The sequence below is a fragment of the Butyrivibrio sp. MB2005 genome, assembly GCF_000424285.1.
Lineage (GTDB): Bacteria > Bacillota > Clostridia > Lachnospirales > Lachnospiraceae > Butyrivibrio.
The window spans coordinates 1-19,726 of record NZ_AUJP01000008.1 but is presented as its reverse complement, the minus strand read 5'-3'; the positions used below and the strand labels follow the sequence as shown (position 1 = coordinate 19,726).

15 protein-coding genes, 6 tRNA genes and 1 rRNA gene are annotated in these 19,726 nt (G+C 42.2%); 2 read left to right on the top strand and 20 right to left on the bottom strand.

The window, feature by feature from the left end; genetic code table 11:
• Positions 1 to 15: 15 nt before the first annotated feature.
• The 12 genes from G610_RS0103665 to G610_RS0103610 all read right to left on the bottom strand — a co-directional run bounded on the left by G610_RS0103665 (position 16) and on the right by G610_RS0103610 (position 15,112).
• Positions 16 to 456 (bottom strand): YaaR family protein, encoded by a 441-nt coding sequence (locus G610_RS0103665; RefSeq protein ID WP_026496267.1) that lies wholly within the window; start codon positions 454 to 456, stop codon positions 16 to 18.
• Between the two features lie 11 nt (positions 457 to 467).
• The gene (locus G610_RS0103660; RefSeq protein WP_026523701.1) at positions 468 to 1,061 is read right to left on the bottom strand and encodes a hypothetical protein; all 594 of its coding nucleotides are present in this window, start codon (positions 1,059 to 1,061) and stop codon (positions 468 to 470) included.
• A gap of 19 nt (positions 1,062 to 1,080) precedes the next feature.
• Positions 1,081 to 2,487 (bottom strand): aminotransferase class I/II-fold pyridoxal phosphate-dependent enzyme, encoded by a 1,407-nt coding sequence (locus tag G610_RS0103655; RefSeq protein ID WP_035796861.1) that lies wholly within the window; start codon positions 2,485 to 2,487, stop codon positions 1,081 to 1,083.
• 103 nt (positions 2,488 to 2,590) lie between these two features.
• Complete coding sequence (locus G610_RS0103650; RefSeq protein ID WP_196809800.1) at positions 2,591 to 4,141, bottom strand: carboxylesterase/lipase family protein; 1,551 nt, start codon at positions 4,139 to 4,141, stop codon at positions 2,591 to 2,593.
• A gap of 96 nt (positions 4,142 to 4,237) precedes the next feature.
• The gene (locus G610_RS0103645) at positions 4,238 to 5,881 is read right to left on the bottom strand and encodes an extracellular solute-binding protein (RefSeq protein WP_026523699.1); all 1,644 of its coding nucleotides are present in this window, start codon (positions 5,879 to 5,881) and stop codon (positions 4,238 to 4,240) included.
• Between the two features lie 51 nt (positions 5,882 to 5,932).
• Positions 5,933 to 6,832 carry a carbohydrate ABC transporter permease gene (locus G610_RS0103640; protein WP_026523698.1) on the bottom strand — a complete coding sequence of 300 codons (900 nt, stop codon included), beginning with the start codon at positions 6,830 to 6,832 and terminating at the stop codon, positions 5,933 to 5,935.
• Positions 6,833 to 6,847: 15 nt separating this feature from the next.
• Positions 6,848 to 7,831, bottom strand: a complete 984-nt coding sequence (locus G610_RS0103635) for an ABC transporter permease (RefSeq protein WP_026523697.1) — start codon at positions 7,829 to 7,831, stop codon at positions 6,848 to 6,850.
• Between the two features lie 342 nt (positions 7,832 to 8,173).
• Positions 8,174 to 10,255, bottom strand: coding sequence for a helix-turn-helix domain-containing protein (locus G610_RS0103630; RefSeq protein ID WP_026523696.1), 2,082 nt, complete (start codon positions 10,253 to 10,255; stop codon positions 8,174 to 8,176).
• Between the two features lie 33 nt (positions 10,256 to 10,288).
• The gene (locus G610_RS0103625) at positions 10,289 to 11,980 is read right to left on the bottom strand and encodes a CocE/NonD family hydrolase (RefSeq protein ID WP_026523695.1); all 1,692 of its coding nucleotides are present in this window, start codon (positions 11,978 to 11,980) and stop codon (positions 10,289 to 10,291) included.
• Between the two features lie 76 nt (positions 11,981 to 12,056).
• A complete protein-coding gene (locus G610_RS0103620; RefSeq protein WP_242829606.1) occupies positions 12,057 to 13,268 on the bottom strand; it encodes a CaiB/BaiF CoA transferase family protein in 1,212 nt (403 codons plus the stop codon).
• Positions 13,268 to 13,660, bottom strand: coding sequence for an AtuA-related protein (locus tag G610_RS0103615; protein WP_026523693.1), 393 nt, complete (start codon positions 13,658 to 13,660; stop codon positions 13,268 to 13,270). The genes G610_RS0103620 and G610_RS0103615 overlap by 1 nt, the downstream gene beginning before the upstream one ends.
• A gap of 63 nt (positions 13,661 to 13,723) precedes the next feature.
• Complete coding sequence (locus G610_RS0103610; protein WP_026523692.1) at positions 13,724 to 15,112, bottom strand: acyclic terpene utilization AtuA family protein; 1,389 nt, start codon at positions 15,110 to 15,112, stop codon at positions 13,724 to 13,726.
• A 125-nt stretch (positions 15,113 to 15,237) separates the two neighbouring features.
• Between G610_RS0103610 and G610_RS0103605 the strand changes: the two genes are divergently transcribed.
• Both G610_RS0103605 and pckA read left to right on the top strand, forming a co-directional pair.
• Positions 15,238 to 16,245, top strand: coding sequence for a LacI family DNA-binding transcriptional regulator (locus tag G610_RS0103605; RefSeq protein WP_026523691.1), 1,008 nt, complete (start codon positions 15,238 to 15,240; stop codon positions 16,243 to 16,245).
• Between the two features lie 193 nt (positions 16,246 to 16,438).
• A complete protein-coding gene (pckA, locus tag G610_RS0103600; protein WP_026523690.1) occupies positions 16,439 to 18,052 on the top strand; it encodes a phosphoenolpyruvate carboxykinase (ATP) in 1,614 nt (537 codons plus the stop codon).
• Between the two features lie 173 nt (positions 18,053 to 18,225).
• Here pckA and G610_RS0103595 read toward each other — a convergent pair whose 3' ends face one another.
• From G610_RS0103595 to G610_RS0103560, 8 genes are all read right to left on the bottom strand, one after another.
• Positions 18,226 to 18,747 carry an HD domain-containing protein gene (locus tag G610_RS0103595; protein ID WP_051197581.1) on the bottom strand — a complete coding sequence of 174 codons (522 nt, stop codon included), beginning with the start codon at positions 18,745 to 18,747 and terminating at the stop codon, positions 18,226 to 18,228.
• A gap of 110 nt (positions 18,748 to 18,857) precedes the next feature.
• Positions 18,858 to 18,930 (bottom strand) — tRNA-Phe (locus G610_RS0103590).
• Positions 18,931 to 18,939: 9 nt separating this feature from the next.
• A tRNA-Met gene (locus tag G610_RS0103585) sits at positions 18,940 to 19,013 on the bottom strand.
• 13 nt (positions 19,014 to 19,026) lie between these two features.
• A tRNA-Tyr gene (locus G610_RS0103580) sits at positions 19,027 to 19,108 on the bottom strand.
• Between the two features lie 8 nt (positions 19,109 to 19,116).
• Positions 19,117 to 19,189 (bottom strand) — tRNA-Thr (locus G610_RS0103575).
• 27 nt (positions 19,190 to 19,216) lie between these two features.
• Positions 19,217 to 19,289, bottom strand: a tRNA-Val gene (locus tag G610_RS0103570).
• A gap of 24 nt (positions 19,290 to 19,313) precedes the next feature.
• Positions 19,314 to 19,387, bottom strand: a tRNA-Asp gene (locus tag G610_RS0103565).
• A 78-nt stretch (positions 19,388 to 19,465) separates the two neighbouring features.
• Positions 19,466 to 19,726 (bottom strand): 23S ribosomal RNA (locus tag G610_RS0103560); the annotation flags it as partial.

The following is a 19,726-nucleotide window of genomic DNA, read 5'->3' as shown; positions in this document are numbered from 1 at the left end:
CAGCTCCTCCCGTCATTACGTAAATATATCAAGCAGTAATCCCTGAATCTGGCCTATTTTTGCCAGTATCTGGATATTGTCCTTTTCATCCTTAACAAGCTCCTGTGCCAGCTCGTCAAGATTTTCATCAATAAGTCTGATTATGCCGTAAACCCTGTGTCTTCCTCTTCTGTCCAGGAAATTTTCTCTGGAAAAGGCATGGGATCTCGTAACCACTTCATTAAGGAAATCCTTAATAAGAAAGCGATATCTTTGCATGTCTCTGATATCGTTCTTTTTGGATATCTGTTTTCCCTGCTGAACGATGTCCTGCATCATAAGGTTAAGGCGCTCCGCCAGAGACGAGTCCTCAATCTTACTTGTAAGCGTGAATTTAAAGTCACCGCTTACCTCCTGCTGTGACTGTGTCTGTTGAACCTGCTGTGTATTTTGAATATTGTCTATTCGTATATCCATTAGGTTTCCTCTTATTTTTCATCCGCAAGGATAAATGCTTCGATTTCGCTAAGACACTCCTCGATGTCGCCGTCGTTATTGAAAAAATTATCGACACCTGCTGCCTTCAAATTCTCATCAGAATAATCCGCCTTGTCCGCCAGATATCTTCTGCACATCTCATCATATCCGGGATTTTCCCTTTTCAGCTCCCTTCCAAGGGCTCTTTGAAGGATCACTCCGTCATCAACCTGGATCATCATGGGCACCACCTTGTCTTTGCCAAAGTAATCCCTGATCGATGTATACATCTCAATTGTGCCGATTATAAGGTAATTTCCTTTATCCAAATCTATCTGTCCATCGTCCACGGTAAAATAATGCCAGGGCCCATAGACAGTGTTGTAGGTCCTCTCTTCTATTATCTTTCGACTGTTTTTGAATTCCAGATAACGCTCTTCATCGCAAAAAAAGTACTGTACACCATCGCATTCTCTGTCTCTCATGGGCCTTGTGGTATAGATGATCACCTTATTGAGATTCGCATTACCTCTCTCAAGGAGCTTTTTGTATATTGTATCCTTACCGCAGGAGCTCCTGCCCATTATTTCATAAATCTTTCCCATCAGTATTAATTACTCCAACTTAACTTTCACTTTTTATTACTTTTAATCTTCTATCTCCGGCATGCGCAATTTCTACGCCCTGGACATTCATACCCGCATTAATATATTCCCCAATTTCTGCTATGAGATCTTTATCAAAGGTTTCTCCGGGGACTATAAGAGGTATTCCCGGCGGATAAAGATTTATAAAATCTCCCGCAATCCTGCCTGCAGCTGCGGAAATATCGACATATTCACAATCCGCATCCCATGCCTTATATAAAGGAAAAACTGCTCTTGGAATATTAAAGGTTTTGTACTCACCGGGATTACCTTTACCGGCAAGTCGCAAATCCATATCCTTTATGGCCTGTATCAGCCTGTCTATTCCTTCATCCGTATCGTAACCTGTGATAATGGCAAGACCGTAGGTATCTCCTGCCATCTCCAGCTGCAAATGATACTCTAAACGAAGTATATCATATATCTGCTGCCCTGTGATATTTGCTGATGCCGAGCAGATCAGTACTTTTCCCGGATCAGTTATCTCGTTCATGTCAGGAATGAATATATTCCTGCAACCGGCAGTTTCCTTTTCAATTCGAGTTCTGTATGCGAGAAGCCTTGAAAATACTTCCTCGCCCCGCTCTTCGATATCCCTTAGGCATGAATCAATTGATGCCATTAATACGTATGAAGGACTGCTCGACTGGTAAATCCTAAGATATCTGCGAAGTCTTTCTCTGTTAACAAAATCTCCTTGTACATGTATCAGCGCTGTCTGTGTCATTGAGGCCAATGTCTTATGAACACTGCATATAACTATGTCAGCACCTTCATTTAACGCACTTTTAGGGAGCCTATCGTCCAGGCCAAAGTGTGCACCGTGAGCAGAATCCACGATAAGGATAACTCCTTTTTCATGACAGATATCTGCTATGGATCTTATATCAGATGATATTCCCTCGTATGTTGGAGATGTGATAAAAAGTGCCTGTGCATCCTCATTTTGTAAAAGGGTTTCTCTGACTGACGAAGGACTTATCCTGCCAAGAAGCCAGGTACATTCCGGCATGATGTATGAAAGCGAAAGCTCCCTCAAATAAGCTGCATTGTATAGAGACTTATGACAATTCCTTGCAGTTATCAGCTTTCCGCCTTTAGAAACAGCTGCTGATACCGCACTTAGTACTCCGCAGGTACTGCCATTAACAAGAAAATGCGTCTCCTCTGCGCCGTACAGCTTTGCTGCTCTTTTTTCCGCATCAAGAATCATACCCTCTGCATCATGGAGGTTATCGTAATCATCTATCTCCGTGATATCAATATCCATATAGCCTGCCATGGGACCTGCATTTTTATTTCTCTTATGTCCGGGCATATGTAAAGGATAGAGATCACTGTCTCTTAAGTTTTGAAGTTCGTCTAAAATATGTTTCTTCGCCATTTTGTCCGTTTTCTTGGAATTTAATGAATATATTTATATTTTATCATAAAAACAGGCAGCTACATACGCAGCTGCCTGTCATGACTATATTTTAAGATATGAATTAGTGCTGAATTTCAACATCTCCGCCGAACATAAACTTCGGAATAATGCTTGAATGAAGCTTTACGAGCTCTGCATCAAAGTTGTGCTTACACTCGCAGGTTCTGTCGAAGATCATTGTAGCTTCATCACCGGGCTTGGATGCATCCCATGTAGGAAGCTCTTCGTGGTTAGGATCGCCTGTTCTTGCAAAGTTCATTACTGCCTTGAAGATCTGCTCCTGAAGCTTATCGGATACGCCGGGTACGTTTGCTACAGGTACGAGATCGATATTGTGGAAGAAGAATGCAATATCTGAGCAGTGCCAAGCGGGCTTGTTGTGCTGAATCGGGAACTCAAGAGCAAATACATAAGAGTAAACAGGTGCTTCTGTTCTCTTACTTGCTTCCTCAATGAGTACTCTAGTAGGCGCACGGAAGATTGAGTCATAAGAAATAAGATCAACAATCTTCTTATCAGGATAAGCTGCCTTGAACTTCTCAATGAGCTCATCTGCCTGATCGCCAAAGGTCTCTGCAACCTTTGCTCTCATCTCTTCTTCAGTCATCTTTGTCTTATCGAATGTAAGAGGCATGAATGCGAATTCGCCAAATACACTACCGATCATAAGCGGGATCTTCTTGGAATTCTCTGTGAATCCTACGAACTGAGGCTCACCCTTATACCAGTCATTGATCATAGGTGACATACCTGTGTAAAGTCCCTGCTTCTTGATATCCTCAACTACTTTGCCATAAGCCTCGCAAAGAGCCGGATAAGGAAGGGTCTCAAGCTTTTCAACGTCGTTCTCAGATAGTCCTAGTTCTTTAAGCATAGCTGTAACGATCGGTCTGCCATCACCCTTTCCTGTATCCATAAAGTCTTTGCCGAGTACTCCGCTCATTACAATACCTTTGTGGAAAAGTCCATCAGCTTCAGGTGTCTGCATAAGAGAGGTAACTTTCATACCGCCACCAGACTGACCAAAGATTGTAACGTTGTCGGGATCGCCGCCGAAAGCTGCGATGTTTTCTTTAACCCATTTAAGGGCTGCTACCATATCTGCGTTACCGCAGTTTCCGGAATTCTTATACTTCTCACCAAAAGGAGAAAGATCAAGGTATCCAAGGAGGTTGAGACGGTGGTTGATTGTAACAACTACTACGTCGCCTTCCTTAGCCATTGCTGCTCCGTCATAGCAGAGCTGCTCTATAGAAGAACCTGCAAAGAATCCGCCGCCGTGAAGCCATACCATTACTGGCTTCTTAGCTTCTTTGCAAAGCTTTGTTGACCAGATGTTAAGGTTCTGGCAGTGCTCATCCTGAGGCCAGTATGCATGAGGAACCATCAGCTCTCCTCTGGGTGTATCCTGCTGCATAAGAGGGCAAACCATTCCGAAAGAAGTTGCATCCTTGATGCCTTCCCAGGGCTCTACCTCTGTAGGCTGACAGAAACGCTCTGCTTCTGCGTAATGTACGCCCTTAAAAATGTAAGTACCGTCATAGAAATATCCCTGAAGTTTTCCGGCCTTTGTACTTACGATTGTTGATTCATCCTGTTTAAAAAATTTCATTATTATGTCCCCACTTTTCTGTAATTAATTGGGTAGGGGGATAATGATCATCCCCCTACCCTATATTGTTAAATACCTTCTCTGTTTCTTTAAAGATTAACGAGCGTTGTAACGATCAAGTGCTGCCTGCTTAAGCTCGATGCAACGATCGATGTTGTATGTCTTAAGCTGCTCTACGAATGCATCGTAGTCATCAAGTGACTGCTCGCCTGTGATGAACTTAACTGTGTTCTCCCGAACAAGTGTCTGGATATCTGTGTAAAGTGTTACATACTCAGAGTTCTCAGCATCTGTCATTGTCATGCAGGAAGGAAGCATAAGGTCGAACTGGTCCTTATTGAATTCGTCGTATGCCTTAAGAGCATCCTGTCCCTCATAGATGGGATCGAACATACCCCAGTTGTAAAGACCGAAGTCAGATGTTCCAAGTGAATATGTGTAAACTGCCTCTGAAAGTGTGTTAACCTTACCCTCGTCTACCATCTGCTGCATAGCATCTGTGAGGTGATATGTGTCGCCGTCCTTTGTGTAAGACTCGCCTTCGATACCTACAGAATCAAGAAGCATAGCCTCGTTTGTATACCAGAAATCAAGATATCTGCATGCAAGCTCAAGATCCTTTGTTGTAGCTGCGATACCAACTTCTTCCTTAACAAGGTCAGATGTTGCAAATCCGATTTCAGGTGTGTCACCTTCCTTAAGAACAGGAGCAGATGTAGCTACGATATTGAAGTCCTCATCTGTGTTGTAACCCTGCTGCTTAAATACGTCTGCTGTCATACCCCAAAGCTGAATACCTGCGCCAGCCTTGCCTGTGCCCATGTAATCTGCAGGAGACATGATGTCGGCTGCATTTGTCATGAAGTTAGGATCGATGAGACCCTTCTCATACCAATCATGGAAAAGTGTAAGCCACTGCTTGTAACCATCTTCAAGAGGACCATACTTAACTTTGTCGCCATCCTTGTAGAATTCACCAAGGCATCCATAAGCTGAAAGGAAGTGGCTGAAGTAGTCATAACCATTTGTACCGATCATAAGAGGTGCTTCACACTCAGGATAGTTATCCTTGAATGCTGTAAGAACTGTTTCCCACTGATCGATAGTTCTGGGAACCTCGAGACCAAGATCGTTGAGCCAGTCACCACGAAGTGCCATACCAGCCCAAACTCTCTCACCCTTTACATCACCGAAGTATGATGCAATTGTACGTGTTCCAACAATCTTACCTTCATCAGTTACAGTATCCTTCTCGAGCTGCTCGTTGCTCTTACGAAGTGCCTGATAGTTAGGCATATACTTATCTGCTACGTCTGTAAGGTCTGCAAGGACGCCGTCCTGTACACCCTTCTCTGTTCCGCCGGGATAATATGTTCCGCAGTCACGGATGATATCCGGATACTCACCGGATGCAAGCATAAGACCGAACTGCTCCTGAGCGGATGCAGCGTCTACTACCTGCCAGTTAACATGTACGTTTGTAAGCTCTTCCATCTTCTGGATAGCTTTAAGGTCATTAGGATTCTCTACATAGTCGTTACTCCAAACGATCCAGATGCTAAGCTCCTTCTTCTCTGCAAGGGGCCATGTCCAATCGCCTGCATCTGCTGTTACAGCTGCATCCCCTGAACTTGCTGAATCAGTGCCTGAACCTGTGTCTGCACCCTTACTACCGCAGCCTGCGATAGTTCCTGCAAGCATTGCTGCTGTCAGCATTACTGCCAATACCTTCTTTTTCATTAAAAATTACCTCTCTTTCATTTATATCATTTTTAATTGATACCAATAATGTCAACCTTTTACAGATCCTACCATTACACCTGTAACGAAGTACTTCTGTACGAACGGATATATAACGAGAATCGGAAGTGTTGATACTACGATTGATCCGTATTTAACCAGTGTCTTATACATCTGAGCATTATCCATAAGATCGCCTGCATTTGCAGTAACTGAATTTGTGGAGTTCTGCGCAGAAATCAAAATCTCTCTCATGAACATCTGAAGAGGATATTTATCTCTTGCGGTAGGCAGATACAGGAGAGCCGGGAACCATTCATTCCACTTACCAACTGCGATAAACAGAATGATTACTGCAAAGGTCGCTTTACACAAAGGAAGGATGATCTTAAACATGATTGTCAACTCCCCTGCTCCGTCAATTCTTGCAGATTCTTCAAGAGAATCCGGAATAGCCTGGATAGCTGTTCTCATAATAATTATATAGAAAACGCCCATGGCCTGCGGAATCAAAAGCGCAGCTCTTGTATTCAAAAGTCCCAGCTTATTTACTACCATATAGGTTGGGATCATTCCGCCGTTAAACAGCATTGTGAATGCCAGGAACATCATAAGTGCATTTCTGTAACGAAATCTTTTTCTTGATGTGATATAACCTGCGATAACTGAAAGTACGCTGGTTATAAGGCACTGTGCTACAACATAAACGATTGTGTTTCTGTAGCCGATCCAGATGTTCTTGTATCGCATGATAATTCTGTAAGCATTAAGTGAAGGCTTACCTAAAGGCAAAAGAATAAAACTTGTAGCCTTATCAACAAGTGCGGGTTCTGAAATTGATGCAAAGCATACATGTACGATTGGAACCACACACAGAAAAGCTATTAATGCGAGGAATATATAATTGAGTGAATCAAATATATAATCTCCTAATGTCTTTTTTACTACCATTTCTATTTCCTCCAATCAGAACAGGCTTGACTCTGTAAATTTCCTTGAAATTGCATTTGTTGTAAGCAGGAATGCAGTACCGATTATTGAGTTGAAAAGACCTACTGCAGTTGAAAAACCGTAATCATACTGCTGAAGACCACATCTGTAAATGTAAGTACTGATAACATCTGCTGTCTCGTAAGTTGCAGGTGTGTACAAAAGCAGAATCTTGTCTGCGCCGACCTGCAGGATGGATCCCATTCTGAGGATAAGCATGATCATGATTGTAGGCATGATGGACGGGATTGTAATGTGGATACATCTCTGCCATCTTGATGCACCGTCCAGAACTGCTGCCTCGTAAAGCTCCTGATCAACACCGGCAAGTGCTGCGATGTAGATGATTGATCCGTAGCCCATTCCCTGCCATATATTAGAAGCAATATGTATTGCCCAATAGTTTGAAGGGTTAGCCAGCAGGTTCTCTACTGTTGTGTTTGTAAGCTTAGCTACTACGTTTGAAATAAGTCCGCCGCTCTGTGTGAAGTCTACGATAAGACCGCAGACAACAACCATTGATATGAAGTAGGGCATATAAGAAACTGTCTGAATTGTTTTCTTATAGAATTTTGCTCTTACTTCATTAAGAAGCAATGCGAAAATAATTGGTGCCGGGAATCCGAATACTACATCCAGAACACCGATCACAGTTGTGTTTCTAAGAAGTCTTCCAAAATAAGGACCGGTAAAAAATCTTGTGAAGTTATCAAGTCCTACCCAAGGGCTACCTGATATTCCAAGTGCCGGTGTATACTTCTGAAATGCCATTATGATACCTGCCATCGGTATATAATGGAAAATGATGTACCATACCACGATCGGTATGCACATAATGTAGATTACTTTGTTTCGCAGGATGTCTGTCTTTAAATTATGTAAGAACCCTGCAAAGCCGGCATGCTCTACATACCCCGTTGCCGGAATCACCGGCTTTTCTTTTGTTACTTTTTGCTCCATTCCTTCCTTCTCCTTTTTCTTTTGGCTGCTCCCTATGCAGCTGATTGCCTTGTGTGAGTTTAGTATATCGTTGTACTATACGCATTAAAAGAACCGCTTTTTTACGTCAGGGTATCATTTTTGTCATTATGTAAAAAATGTGCTATGTTCCGAAATATTGTCCTCTGAAAACCCTGTATTTATCTGCATTCTGAGATTGATGTACAATTTTTTACTATGAAAAATAGTGATATTTTACAGAATGTTTATAATAAAAAATCGGAAATACATTTACGTATTTCCGATTTTATAATCATCTTAATTATTTACTTTGGGTAATAAAATTTTTATTTTTTTAATAAATTATTTACTCTTATAAAAATCTCCCGGGGTGGTTCCATGTTTTTCTCTAAAGCATCTTATAAGAGGTCTTGGTGTTGTAAATCCAACCTTGTCGGCAGCATCTTTAACAGTCATTCCGTTTGCCATAAGTATTTCAGCGTTATCAAGTCTTACATTGTTGATATATTCCAGCATTCCTATGCCATATATCTGTTTAAAAGTTCTTGATAGATAGGAATTATTGACATTAAGCTCGTTTGCCACGCTGTTGACGTTCATATCCTTATCAGAATACTGCTTATCAACAAACTCCTTGGCCTTCTCCACCAGCTGCATGCTCTTTCCGCTGTTTTCCTTCTCGGATTCATCAACACTATCAGTGCCTTTACTGCTCTCAACAGCGGCATTTACGATATTATCAAGCATGCTCTGAGCTTCAATGCCTCTATGCATGCGGTAAAGGTTCTGAACCTGCTCCATCTGATCCCAGCTTGTCAGGGTTGCCTTTGCTTCATCATCGAGAGACAACTCTTTATAGAATGCTACATTTGGAAGAGTACCTACATAAATACGGTATTCTCGAACCAGCATAGCCTCTCTGTTGGCTGTAGGGATTCCTTTTTTACCATGATGGATGTCAGAAATGTTCGCTACAAGAGCTATATCAAACTTCTCTCTGATAAAGCTGCATACGGTATTTAATTTATCGGTCAGGTCCGGAAGTGACAGCTCATCCTGTCCTCTAAGTTCAACAATATTGTAAAACCAGTGAGCCAGGCCGCCTGTAATTAGCAGATTCTCTTTCCCAATAAGCTCTTCCGATACATTGTGAATGATAAACCATACCTGATCTCTCTCCTTCTGATCCATTGGAGTTTCAGTAGGATTATCGATATCATAGCTGACTACCAGGTATCTGTTGCCATCGCCATCATCCTCGGATAAGGTATCCGTTCCGTAATTCAACAGTCTTATAATCCTTGTCTCGTTGTCATTTTTGAATTTATCGAGCTCCTTCTGGGATACCTGCAACATCTGAATGCTATTGATTGACTTACTTATTCCAATTTCAATACGCTTGAACTCGTCATCATTTAACTCAGAACCATCTGCAAATCTGGTAGTCTCGTATTTATCCATGAAATCCAGAAGTGATTCGATGGGTCTGTACTGAACTCTCATAATGTGGGTGACAAAAATTCCGCCCAGCAGAATAAGAGCAAGACCATAAATAATTACCCCGACAACAAAGGGTTTAACTGCATCAATAGCAAGTCCCGTATCAAGAACAGCGACCATTCTGAGTCCATAAGGTCCCAATGCAAAAGGATATATTACCTTCTTACCAACTATATGCTTATCCACAGAAGCTTTGCATTCAGTAATCATCTCTTCGTCGAGACCACCGTTGCCCAGCTCTATATATTCATCATCTTCCGAAATAAGCAAAAAATTATAATTATTATTTATTGCTTCCTTCATTTTGGTCTTATCTATCTCTATGAGTAAGACGGCATCCTGCTCCTCAAAAGGAGCTGCATACTGTGTGGACATAGAGTAAAAAAGGCGCTTCTCACTGCCTGATCCTGCAACCTTAAACTTACTGTACAGCGCATCGTTGTACAAAATCTGCATATCCTCAGCTGTAAGACCAAGGCCCTGAACGCTGTTTATATTATCACTGATGTTGATAAATTCTTCTTTTGTCAGAACTGATGGCGTATTCTTAGGTAAAAAAAGATACATCTTACCAAACACATCATGAACAGCGCCATATTCATCCATCAGATCCGCTATCTCAGAAAGACGCATTTTGTCTTCCAGATTTTCATCATGCTTTTTTGCCGCAATCTGAACCAGATTATTGGTTATAAAGGTCTGTGCCCCAAGTACTACCTCTTCGCAGATGTTTTCAATTGATGCCACCTGCTCACGAAGGAGCTCCTCCTGAAGAGACTCCTCCTTGGCATACAATTTATGCACCAAAAAGAAGGCTGACCCTATCATACCCACACCGGTGAGTAAAACAATAGCCAGCCCTACTAAAATCCATCTTCTCAGTATTGGGCGGTGCTTCAAATATTTTGAGAGTCTCCCAAACATTCAAGTTCTCCCATCTTTTTCTAGTAAAATAAGTTATGCTATGGGCAACTCAAGGACAGAGGCCCTTTCTTTGCCTGTATATATAGTCTGTTTTGCCTTTTTCTGATCTTTTTGAAGTGACCATACTCCGGCGTTGTTTGAATGTAAGCTGTATTCAGGGAAATTCGATGATGTTATATCAAGTCTGATCCTGCTGCCCTTTTGAAAACACCAATCGATGTCCCAGAGCTTTATGTTGACCTCGCATACATCACCCGGCTCATAGCTTTGTCTTGCGTCAGCGTCATTTCTATATGCCAAAGTGGTAATGCTACCTCTAACATTATAACTCTTTTTATCCTCAAATTCCTCAATTACTTTTACATAGAAGGCTGTATCCTCCGCATCAGATGATACATGAAGCTTTACATTGATCTGTCCAAGGACATGGATCTCCTCTTCCAGTTTATCTGATACAAAACTGGTAACATCGCTTCGATAGTCCGCTTCTTTTTGTATGTGTGATCCATTTTCCATCATAGAATGGAAGGTTGACTCCGCTCCGCATACCATAACCGGATTCTTTGGATCATATACAAAAGAGCATTCTCCGTTATCTGATGACATTTCTCTGCAAAGCTTTTTATCCTTATCAAGATAAAAGCTCTTTATTTTCTCTGATCTAACCGGGAATTCCTTAGGATATTCCCATCTATCTGCACCTACTTCATATAATCTTACATTCTCTGAAGTAGTCTTATTTTTCCTAAGTATCTCATCAAACCAAAGAGCAGGCGATGAAAATGCATCTTCACCTACATTCTCGGTATTCTGATGATCTATACAATTTGCATACCCATGATTCCAAGGGCCAATCTCTATTCTGCTTATAGCCTTGGTCTCATCACTAAGAGCTTCCCAGGTCTCAATAGCGCTGCCAAGATGATGGTCATACCAACCTTGTCTGACGCATACGGGTATCTTCACCTTCCCGGGGATTTCCTTAAGCATTCCCCAGAAGCCTTCTTCCCAATAGGGATCATTTCTGTCTGTATGAGTAATCCAGTCCCTGTACCAGTCAAGCTTTACGCCCCAAAGCTTCTCATCAACTTCTGCCTGCGGCATGTAAGCTGCGCTTTCAAGATAGTCTGCGCTAATCGGAACTCCCGCATTATTCATGGCCCAGTCTGTCAGGATGTCCTGCCTGAACATACCATCCTTGTATGCAGAGGTATGTCTAAAGCAGCCATAGACTCCAAGATACATGGTCTTAACCTTGGAGGGAACCGCATCAGCCATGCACCATCCTGTAAGTGCAAGATATGAATCTCCCCAGTAGCCAACACTTTCAATCCTATCGTCTTCCTGAAGTGCATTCATAAAGGAAAGTCCGTCTCTTCTCTCATTTATGTTAGGTACCCACTCTCCTTCAGAGCCATTTATACCGCGGCACCACTGAACTGCAAAGGCAAAGCCCCTTTTATTAAACTCCCTTGCCTTAAGCTTCAGTAATTCCACCTGATCCACATAGCAGCATCTAACTGCAATACAGGGAAGAGGATATTCCATATTTTTAGGGAAAAAGAACCATGTTTTCAGCTTTTTTCCATCATCTGAAGGAATCATGACCTCTTCAAGTTCGCCTTCTTCTGCCACTATATCAAGTGGAATGTTGCAAAGAAGCTTCTTCTGCTTCTCCATATACTGCCTGATCATCTCTTCAATTGCTGCCTTATCTAATGCCATGGTTCGTTCTCCTCTTTAATCGCCGGTTTACATGTAGCTATGCCGTCCGGATACGGTGGCCGAAAATTAAAACTTATCAGATTGTCCCTGCTTCCTTAAAAGCAGCGATTTCTTCATCTGAATAGCCAAGTACGTCTTTTAAAATGCTGTCATTATCCTGTCCAAGAGTAGGAGCAGGGCGATTTATTCTGGGCATCATATCCATGAGTTTAATGGGATTGCCATTTACCTTCATAGGTCCGATAACGGGATGATCTACATCAATGAACATCTCTCTGTCTTTACAAATATGCTCATCCTCTGTTATCTGCTTAACATCATAGATAGGACCTGCAGGAATACCTGCACCAAGAATAATATCCACTATCTCACTGACAGTTCTGTCCTTTGTCCACTTCTCTATCTCTGCCTTTTGGATCAGGTTGTTCTTTACACGAAGAGGAACTGTAAGAAATCGCTCATCGGTTATCATATCTTCTCTGTCTATGAGCTTACAGAATTTCTCGTAAAGCTTCTGGTTACCACAGGCGATAACTACAAATCCGTCCTTTGCATGATATGTATCATAAGGTGCGATTGATGCATATGCGTTACCATTTCTTACAGGGATTTTTCCCGAGTCAAAATATCTGATATACGCATTCTCAAGACTTGCCACAACCGAATCAACAAGAGAAACATCAACTCTCTGGCCAAGTCCTGTACGCTCTCTTGCATGAAGCGCCATAAGTACGCCCATGATCATATTCATTCCGCCAAGGATATCACCCATAGCATTACCTGATCTTGTAGGCTCGCCTCCCGGAATACCTGTAACTGACATAAGTCCGCCCATTCCCTGAGAAATAATGTCATATCCGGGACGCTGGCTGTATCTTCCATAGCTTCCAAAGCCGGAGCAGGCAGCATAGATCAGTCTTGGATTTATTTCCTTTAACACATCATATCCAAGACCAAGCTTCTCCATGACACCTGGTCTGTAGTTTTCAAGAAGTACATCTGCCTTGGCAACAAGCTTCTTAAAAATCTCTTTTCCTTCATCACTCTTAAGATTTAAAGTGATTCCTCTTTTGTTCCTGTTAAGATTGGCATAGTACATGCTCTCGCCATTTCTGTAAGGCGCATAGCCTCTTGCATCATCACCTTTTCCGGGAACCTCTATTTTAATTACATCTGCTCCAAAATCTCCAAGAATCGATCCGCCATAAGGTCCTGCCACAACTCTTGTAAGATCAAGGACGCGAACATCCTCAAGTGCCTGTCCGCCCATATTTAAAGCCTGTTCCATTACTCTTCCTCCGCATAAGGATCCTCGAAGGGCATAAGCTTAACGCCGCTTTCAAGCAGACTGTCAAGTTCTTCCTTTGATACGTTTATCTTCATTCTCATAACTGCTGATCCCATGGATTTTCCAAGGGAGTCAAGTCTAAGGCTCATAGTAGCGCCGCCGCCAAGTGCGTGGTGCATAACAAAATTCATTCCGTTTAAGGATGCAACCTCATATCTTGTGATATCGCCCTTAACCATATCACCAAAATAGTTCTTCAAATTCTCAGGTGTTGCTTCCCTCAAGATTATGTCGTAATACTCAGGTTTTCTTGCAAAAACACAGACATTACTGGTATCTCCCTTATCGCCGCTTCTTCCGTGTGCGATATCATATAAATATATTCTGGGCATGATGACCTCCTAATTTTCACTAAAAATCCATTCCTGAACCTCTGGTTCAAAAATGCTACCAATTTATACTGTAAGAATGTGACTCTCAACCTTAAGCGCATCTCTTGGAATAACTGTAGGATAAAGTGCCATAACTTCCTGAACGTGTGCTCTTCCGCCAAAGAAAGATGCTCCCTGAGGTCCGTTAAGCTGCAGTGGGCTGATCTCAGGAATGATCTTTGCACATTCTGCCTTATCCTCTGAGAATACTGCGATTCTCATTACGCACTCATTAAGTCTTGCGATTGTTTCAGGACTCTTATCAGCAACTCCAAGATGAAGTGAATCAAGACCGATGAAGCTGATATGCACATCATCTGCCTTCATGCCTCTCTCCTGCATCTTCTTCATGATCACATCTGCGCAGTATCTTGCCTTCTCATAGGCATCCGGCCATGCAAAGGATAGCATTGAAACTGTCTTCCAGCCCTTGTGATATCCAACGCAAAGCTTGATGGTATCAGGTCTTTCCTTACCCTTTATGCCTGCAACAGCTACTCTGTTCTCACCCTTCTGAGTTACAGTAGCGTGGCTGATATCAACGTTAACATCAGGTGTGTAATAATTGGCAGGATCAAGAACCTCATATAAGAACTGTTCCTTAACACTCTGCTCAGTAATAAGTCCGCCGCAATCCGGAGCCTTAGTGATTTCGAATGTATCCTCTGTAATCTCAGCGATGGGGAATCCAAGATGTTCCATATCAGGAACGGATCTCCAGTCATACATGAAGTTACCGCCTGCACCCTGACCGCCGCACTCAAGAAGGTGACCTGCCATAATACCTCTTGCAAGGTTATCCCAGTCATCATCTGCCCATCCAAACTCATGAGCAAAAGGTGCAAGGAAAAGTGCAGAGTCTGCTGCTCTTCCTGTTATAACCGTGTCCGCACCGTCTGCTATAGCCTTCTGAATCTGCTCATGACCGATGTATGCGTTACAGTTGTAAATCTTATCCTTTATATCTTCAAAACGAACACCGCTTGTATCATCGCTTCCCGCTGTGTCCATTGAAGGGAATTCCCATCCGTCTGCAATAAGCTGAGGAATCTTATCCTTAATATCATCTCCTGTTACATAACCAATCTTGTAACCCTTTAAGTTCTCAGCCTCAGCCCAGCTCTTTATAGAATCAACACAGCCCTGGACATTCATTCCACCTGCATTTGTAACAATCCTTATCTTTTTCTCAAAAGCCTCTCTTCCGGCCTCCTTAAGGAGCCTTGTTACAAAATCAGGCGCAAAGCCCTTTGTGGGATCCTTTATCTTCTGTCTTGCCATGATAGACAGTGTAAGCTCTGCAAGATAATCGCAGGCAAGATACTGTATATCAGCTTTTCTAATCATATGTATTGCTGCATCCGGAGAATCACCCCAAAATCCCTGACCTCCGCCGATAGCTATTTTCTTCATTTCGTAGCCTCCTGAAATAATAGAGATAGTAAATAATTACTACAACGTTGTACTAGCATATTGAATATAACCCCGTTTAGTGTATAATGTCAATAGTACATCGTTTGACTAAAGGATTTTTTATTATGGTTACAATTAAAGACATTGCAAAATACACAGAACTGTCACCCAGTACAGTTTCTATAGTTCTTAGAGGACTTGGTAAGAAAAGAAATATTTCAGAGTCTTCTATAAAAAAAGTCCAGGAGGCTGCAGTTAAGCTTGGATACACTCCCAACATGCAGTCAAAGCTTCTTAGAAGTAACCTGCCCAATATGCCGGTTATCACCATATTCTGGGACGCTTCCGCAAGACAGGATACGCTTTCAAGATTTTTATCAGGCTTACAGTCTTCAATAATTAAGCATGGTTATAAGTACGGACTAAATATCAACCCTTATAACACATCGCACCTTAGTGAAGCCATCACCCAAAGAACGCTCACCAGCAGTAATGGAGTGATTATCTGTAATGCATCAGAGAACGATATGGAATTCCTCGACAGCAACGATTTTCCAATTCCCATCGTCCTCTACAACAGATATTCAGACAAATATCCCACTGTAAATATGGATGATAACGAAATCGGCCTTATACCTGCAGAGGTCTTTGCAAGGCATGAAAAAAAACGCCCCTGCATTCTTGGCTCTGTTGCAACCTTCAACGGAATGCACATCAGAGAAAATGTCTTTCGTTTTAAGATGAATGAATTTGGCATATCAGATATTGGAAAAATTGAAGTACAGGACAGCCTTGGCGGAGGCTATCTTGGTGCTTTGGAGATATGTAAAAGAAAAGAACTTCCCGATTGTGTTCTTTGCACTTCCGACAACATTGCATTCGGTGCCCTCAAAGGCTTTCATGAAAAAGGAATAAAGATTCCTGAAGACCTTGAACTCATCAGTATCGGTAACGGTCTTAAGGATCATGAAGAATACGCCATTCCTTCTCTTTCAGTGGTTGGACTTCCTATTGAAGAGATGGCAGATGCATGCCTTACAAGAATAGCCCGAGCAATTACTGAATTTGATCTTACACCGGACAGACAACAGTTCCATGTGGAATACATTTCAAGGAAAAGCTCTCCCGTGTGAATTATTTTCATAATCTGTTTGGTATTTTGCAGACAATATTTCTATTTTGTCCTATTTTTAAAGTATTTGTAAAATTTCTATGATTTTTGTTATTTTTCTAACAGAATATTGTATAATGTAGTGTATGAGCGTTTAGCATTGATTTTTTGTAATCATATGCTATCAAAATAGAAAAAGAAAAGGAGTTAAAGAAATGGCAGAAATTAATTTAACAAAGTATGGCATTACTGGCACAACTGAAATCGTTCATAATCCTTCTTATGAGGTTCTCTATGAAGAAGAGAAAAAGGCCGGTCTTGAAGGCTATGAAGTTGGACAGGATACAGAACTCGGTGCTGTTAATGTTATGACAGGTATCTACACAGGACGTTCTCCTAAAGATAAGTACATCGTTATGGATGCTAATTCTAAGGATACTGTTTGGTGGACATCAGACGAGTATAAGAACGACAACCATCCTATGAGTGAGGATGTTTGGGCAACTGTTAAGGATATCGCTAAGAAAGAGCTCTGCGACAAGAGACTTTTCGTAGTTGATGCATTCTGCGGTGCAAACAAAGACTCCCGTATGGCAGTTCGTTTTATCATGGAAGTTGCTTGGCAGGCACACTTCATCAAGAACATGTTCATCGTTCCTACAGATGAAGAGCTCGCAAACTTCGAGCCTGACTTCGTTGTTTACAACGCATCTAAGGCTAAGGTTGACAACTATCAGGAGCTTGGCCTCAATTCTGAGACTTGCGTAGCATTCAATATCACAAGCCGTGAGCAGGTTATCATCAACACATGGTACGGCGGTGAGATGAAGAAGGGTATGTTCTCAATGATGAACTATTACCTTCCTCTTAAGGGCATGGCTTCCATGCACTGCTCAGCTAACACAGATATGGAAGGTAAGAACACAGCTATCTTCTTTGGTCTTTCAGGAACAGGTAAGACAACACTTTCAACAGATCCTAAGAGACTCCTCATCGGTGATGACGAGCACGGTTGGGATGACAACGGCGTATTCAACTTCGAAGGTGGTTGCTATGCTAAGGTTATCGGTCTTGATAAGGACGCTGAGCCTGACATCTACAACGCAATCAAGAGAAATGCTCTTCTTGAGAACGTTACAGTTGATGCTAACGGCAAGATTGACTTTGATGATAAGAGCGTAACAGAGAACACTCGTGTATCATATCCTATCCAGCACATCGACAACATCGTTCAGAAGGTTAACAAGATCTCCGCTGGTCCTGATGCTCAGAATGTTATCTTCCTTTCAGCTGATGCATTCGGAGTACTTCCTCCTGTATCTATCCTTACACCTGAGCAGACACAGTACTACTTCCTTTCAGGCTTCACAGCTAAGCTTGCAGGAACAGAGCGTGGAATCACAGAGCCCACACCTACATTCTCAGCTTGCTTCGGACAGGCATTCCTTGAGCTTCATCCTACAAAGTACGGTGAAGAGCTTGTTAAGAAGATGCAGAAGTCTGGCGCTAAGGCTTACCTCGTTAACACAGGTTGGAACGGCACAGGCAAGCGTATCTCCATCAAGGATACTCGTGGAATCATCGATGCAATCCTTAACGGCGATGTAAACAAGGCTGAGACAAAGAAGATCCCGATCTTCGATTTCGAAGTTCCTACATCTCTTCCTGGTGTTGATCCTGCAATCCTTGATCCTCGTGATACATACGCTGATGCTTCTGAGTGGGAAGCTAAGGCTAAGGATCTTGCTGAGAGATTCACAAAGAACTTCAAGAAGTATGAAGGCAACGACGCTGGTAAGGCTCTTGTAGCAGCTGGCCCTAAGCTTTGATTCTTTGAAAAGTAAATCTGATTAAGATATTAAAGGTGGTCACATTGATTTGTGGCCACCTTTTTTATCATCTTTTGCTAATGCATTTCATTAAAATATAGAGAGTTATGATACTTTATTATTTCTTTCTACAATAAAAAAGAGGTCAGAAAATATCTAACCTCTTATAATACTCAATCATTGTTCAGTTCAATATATTTAGCCTTCAATCTGGCTTTATGTAAGCCTATCGTCTCCATAGCTGAACAATACTTATCAGCCAGTGTCACAACCCATGCCTCTCTGCAAAGCGGAGGAACGACTGTCAGAGGCCACATATGCTTCTTAATTATGTCCTTTTCTCTCTCTGTTAATACGAAGTCCCTGGATGCGTTTTTAAGGGCCGTAGAGGGGTGAAAAAAGCCATGAAGCTTTGGATGTACATTTCCCTTATCTTTGCCGTCTATATGCCAATCATAGAGGAAATAATCGTGTAATAAGGCTCCTCTGACCAGATCTCTCTCTTTACATTTGGCATGCAAAAAACGATTGATCCTAAGTGCTCTCTCTGCAACATTAACACTATGCTCATACACAGACATATCACCATGCTGTATAAACTTATGTGATTTTAAGAAAGAATGAGAATTCAGGATCTCACTACCATGCTTCTCAAGCAATTCCCTTGCAAGCTTTTTCTTTTCTTTTCTTGTCATAACCTATTTACATCTTTCTATATTACAAATCAAATATATGATGCTTTACATTATATAGCTGTACGGGGAAAAATCAAATTAAAATTCAGCGAAAAAAGGGTAAAAAAAGATGCCTAGACTCGGAATCGAACCAAGGACACGAGGATTTTCAGTCCTCTGCTCTACCAACTGAGCTATCTAGGCATTTGTGAGTAGCGGGGACAGGATTTGAACCTATGACCTTCGGGTTATGAGCCCGACGAGCTTCCAGACTGCTCCACCCCGCGATATTAAGTTGAATGGATGGCGGTGGATTCGAACCACCGAAGCAATTTGCAGCAGATTTACAGTCTGTCCCCTTTGGCCACTCGGGAAGCCATCCATATAAAGAGCCGATGAGCGGACTCGAACCGTTAACCTGCTGATTACAAATCAGCTGCTCTGCCAATTGAGCCACATCGGCTTATCTCAAAGAAAATCTTTGAAATAGTGGGGCCTACAGGGCTCGAACCTGTGACCCTCTGCTTGTAAGGCAGATGCTCTCCCAGCTGAGCTAAGACCCCATTCAAAATTTATTCAATTTTGAGCGACCCGAAGGGGGTTCGAACCCCTGACCTCCGCCGTGACAGGGCGGCGCTCTAACCAGCTGAGCCACCGGGCCAAATTCTTGAAGTTGTACCTTCAAAACCGAACACTGAATTATTCCATCTTATTCCAAATCTCTTTGTTCTATATCCTATTGGACAAGCCCTCGACCTATTAGTACACATCAGCTGAACATGTTACCATGCTTACACCTTGTGCCTATCTACCTCATAGTCTCTAAGGGGTCTTACTCCATAATGGAGGGATATCTCATCTTGAGGGGGGCTTCACGCTTAGATGCCTTCAGCGTTTATCCCTTCCGGACTTGGCTACCCAGCCTTATGCATCTGGCGATGCAGCTGATACACCAGCGGTCCGTCCATCCCGGTCCTCTCGTACTAAGGACAGCTCCTCT

Excerpts from the sequence above, each read along its gene's own strand:
- G610_RS0103665 (WP_026496267.1), bottom strand. The coding sequence starts at position 456 with ATGGATATACGAATAGACAATATTCAAAATACACAGCAGGTTCAACAG.
- G610_RS0103660 (WP_026523701.1), bottom strand. The coding sequence starts at position 1,061 with ATGGGAAAGATTTATGAAATAATGGGCAGGAGCTCCTGCGGTAAGGAT.
- G610_RS0103655 (WP_035796861.1), bottom strand. The coding sequence starts at position 2,487 with ATGGCGAAGAAACATATTTTAGACGAACTTCAAAACTTAAGAGACAGT.
- G610_RS0103650 (WP_196809800.1), bottom strand. The coding sequence starts at position 4,141 with ATGAAATTTTTTAAACAGGATGAATCAACAATCGTAAGTACAAAGGCC.
- G610_RS0103645 (WP_026523699.1), bottom strand. The coding sequence starts at position 5,881 with ATGAAAAAGAAGGTATTGGCAGTAATGCTGACAGCAGCAATGCTTGCA.
- G610_RS0103640 (WP_026523698.1), bottom strand. The coding sequence starts at position 6,832 with ATGGTAGTAAAAAAGACATTAGGAGATTATATATTTGATTCACTCAAT.
- G610_RS0103635 (WP_026523697.1), bottom strand. The coding sequence starts at position 7,831 with ATGGAGCAAAAAGTAACAAAAGAAAAGCCGGTGATTCCGGCAACGGGG.
- G610_RS0103630 (WP_026523696.1), bottom strand. The coding sequence starts at position 10,255 with ATGTTTGGGAGACTCTCAAAATATTTGAAGCACCGCCCAATACTGAGA.
- G610_RS0103625 (WP_026523695.1), bottom strand. The coding sequence starts at position 11,980 with ATGGCATTAGATAAGGCAGCAATTGAAGAGATGATCAGGCAGTATATG.
- G610_RS0103620 (WP_242829606.1), bottom strand. The coding sequence starts at position 13,268 with ATGGAACAGGCTTTAAATATGGGCGGACAGGCACTTGAGGATGTTCGC.
- G610_RS0103615 (WP_026523693.1), bottom strand. The coding sequence starts at position 13,660 with ATGCCCAGAATATATTTATATGATATCGCACACGGAAGAAGCGGCGAT.
- G610_RS0103610 (WP_026523692.1), bottom strand. The coding sequence starts at position 15,112 with ATGAAGAAAATAGCTATCGGCGGAGGTCAGGGATTTTGGGGTGATTCT.
- G610_RS0103605 (WP_026523691.1), top strand. The coding sequence starts at position 15,238 with ATGGTTACAATTAAAGACATTGCAAAATACACAGAACTGTCACCCAGT.
- pckA (WP_026523690.1), top strand. The coding sequence starts at position 16,439 with ATGGCAGAAATTAATTTAACAAAGTATGGCATTACTGGCACAACTGAA.
- G610_RS0103595 (WP_051197581.1), bottom strand. The coding sequence starts at position 18,747 with ATGACAAGAAAAGAAAAGAAAAAGCTTGCAAGGGAATTGCTTGAGAAG.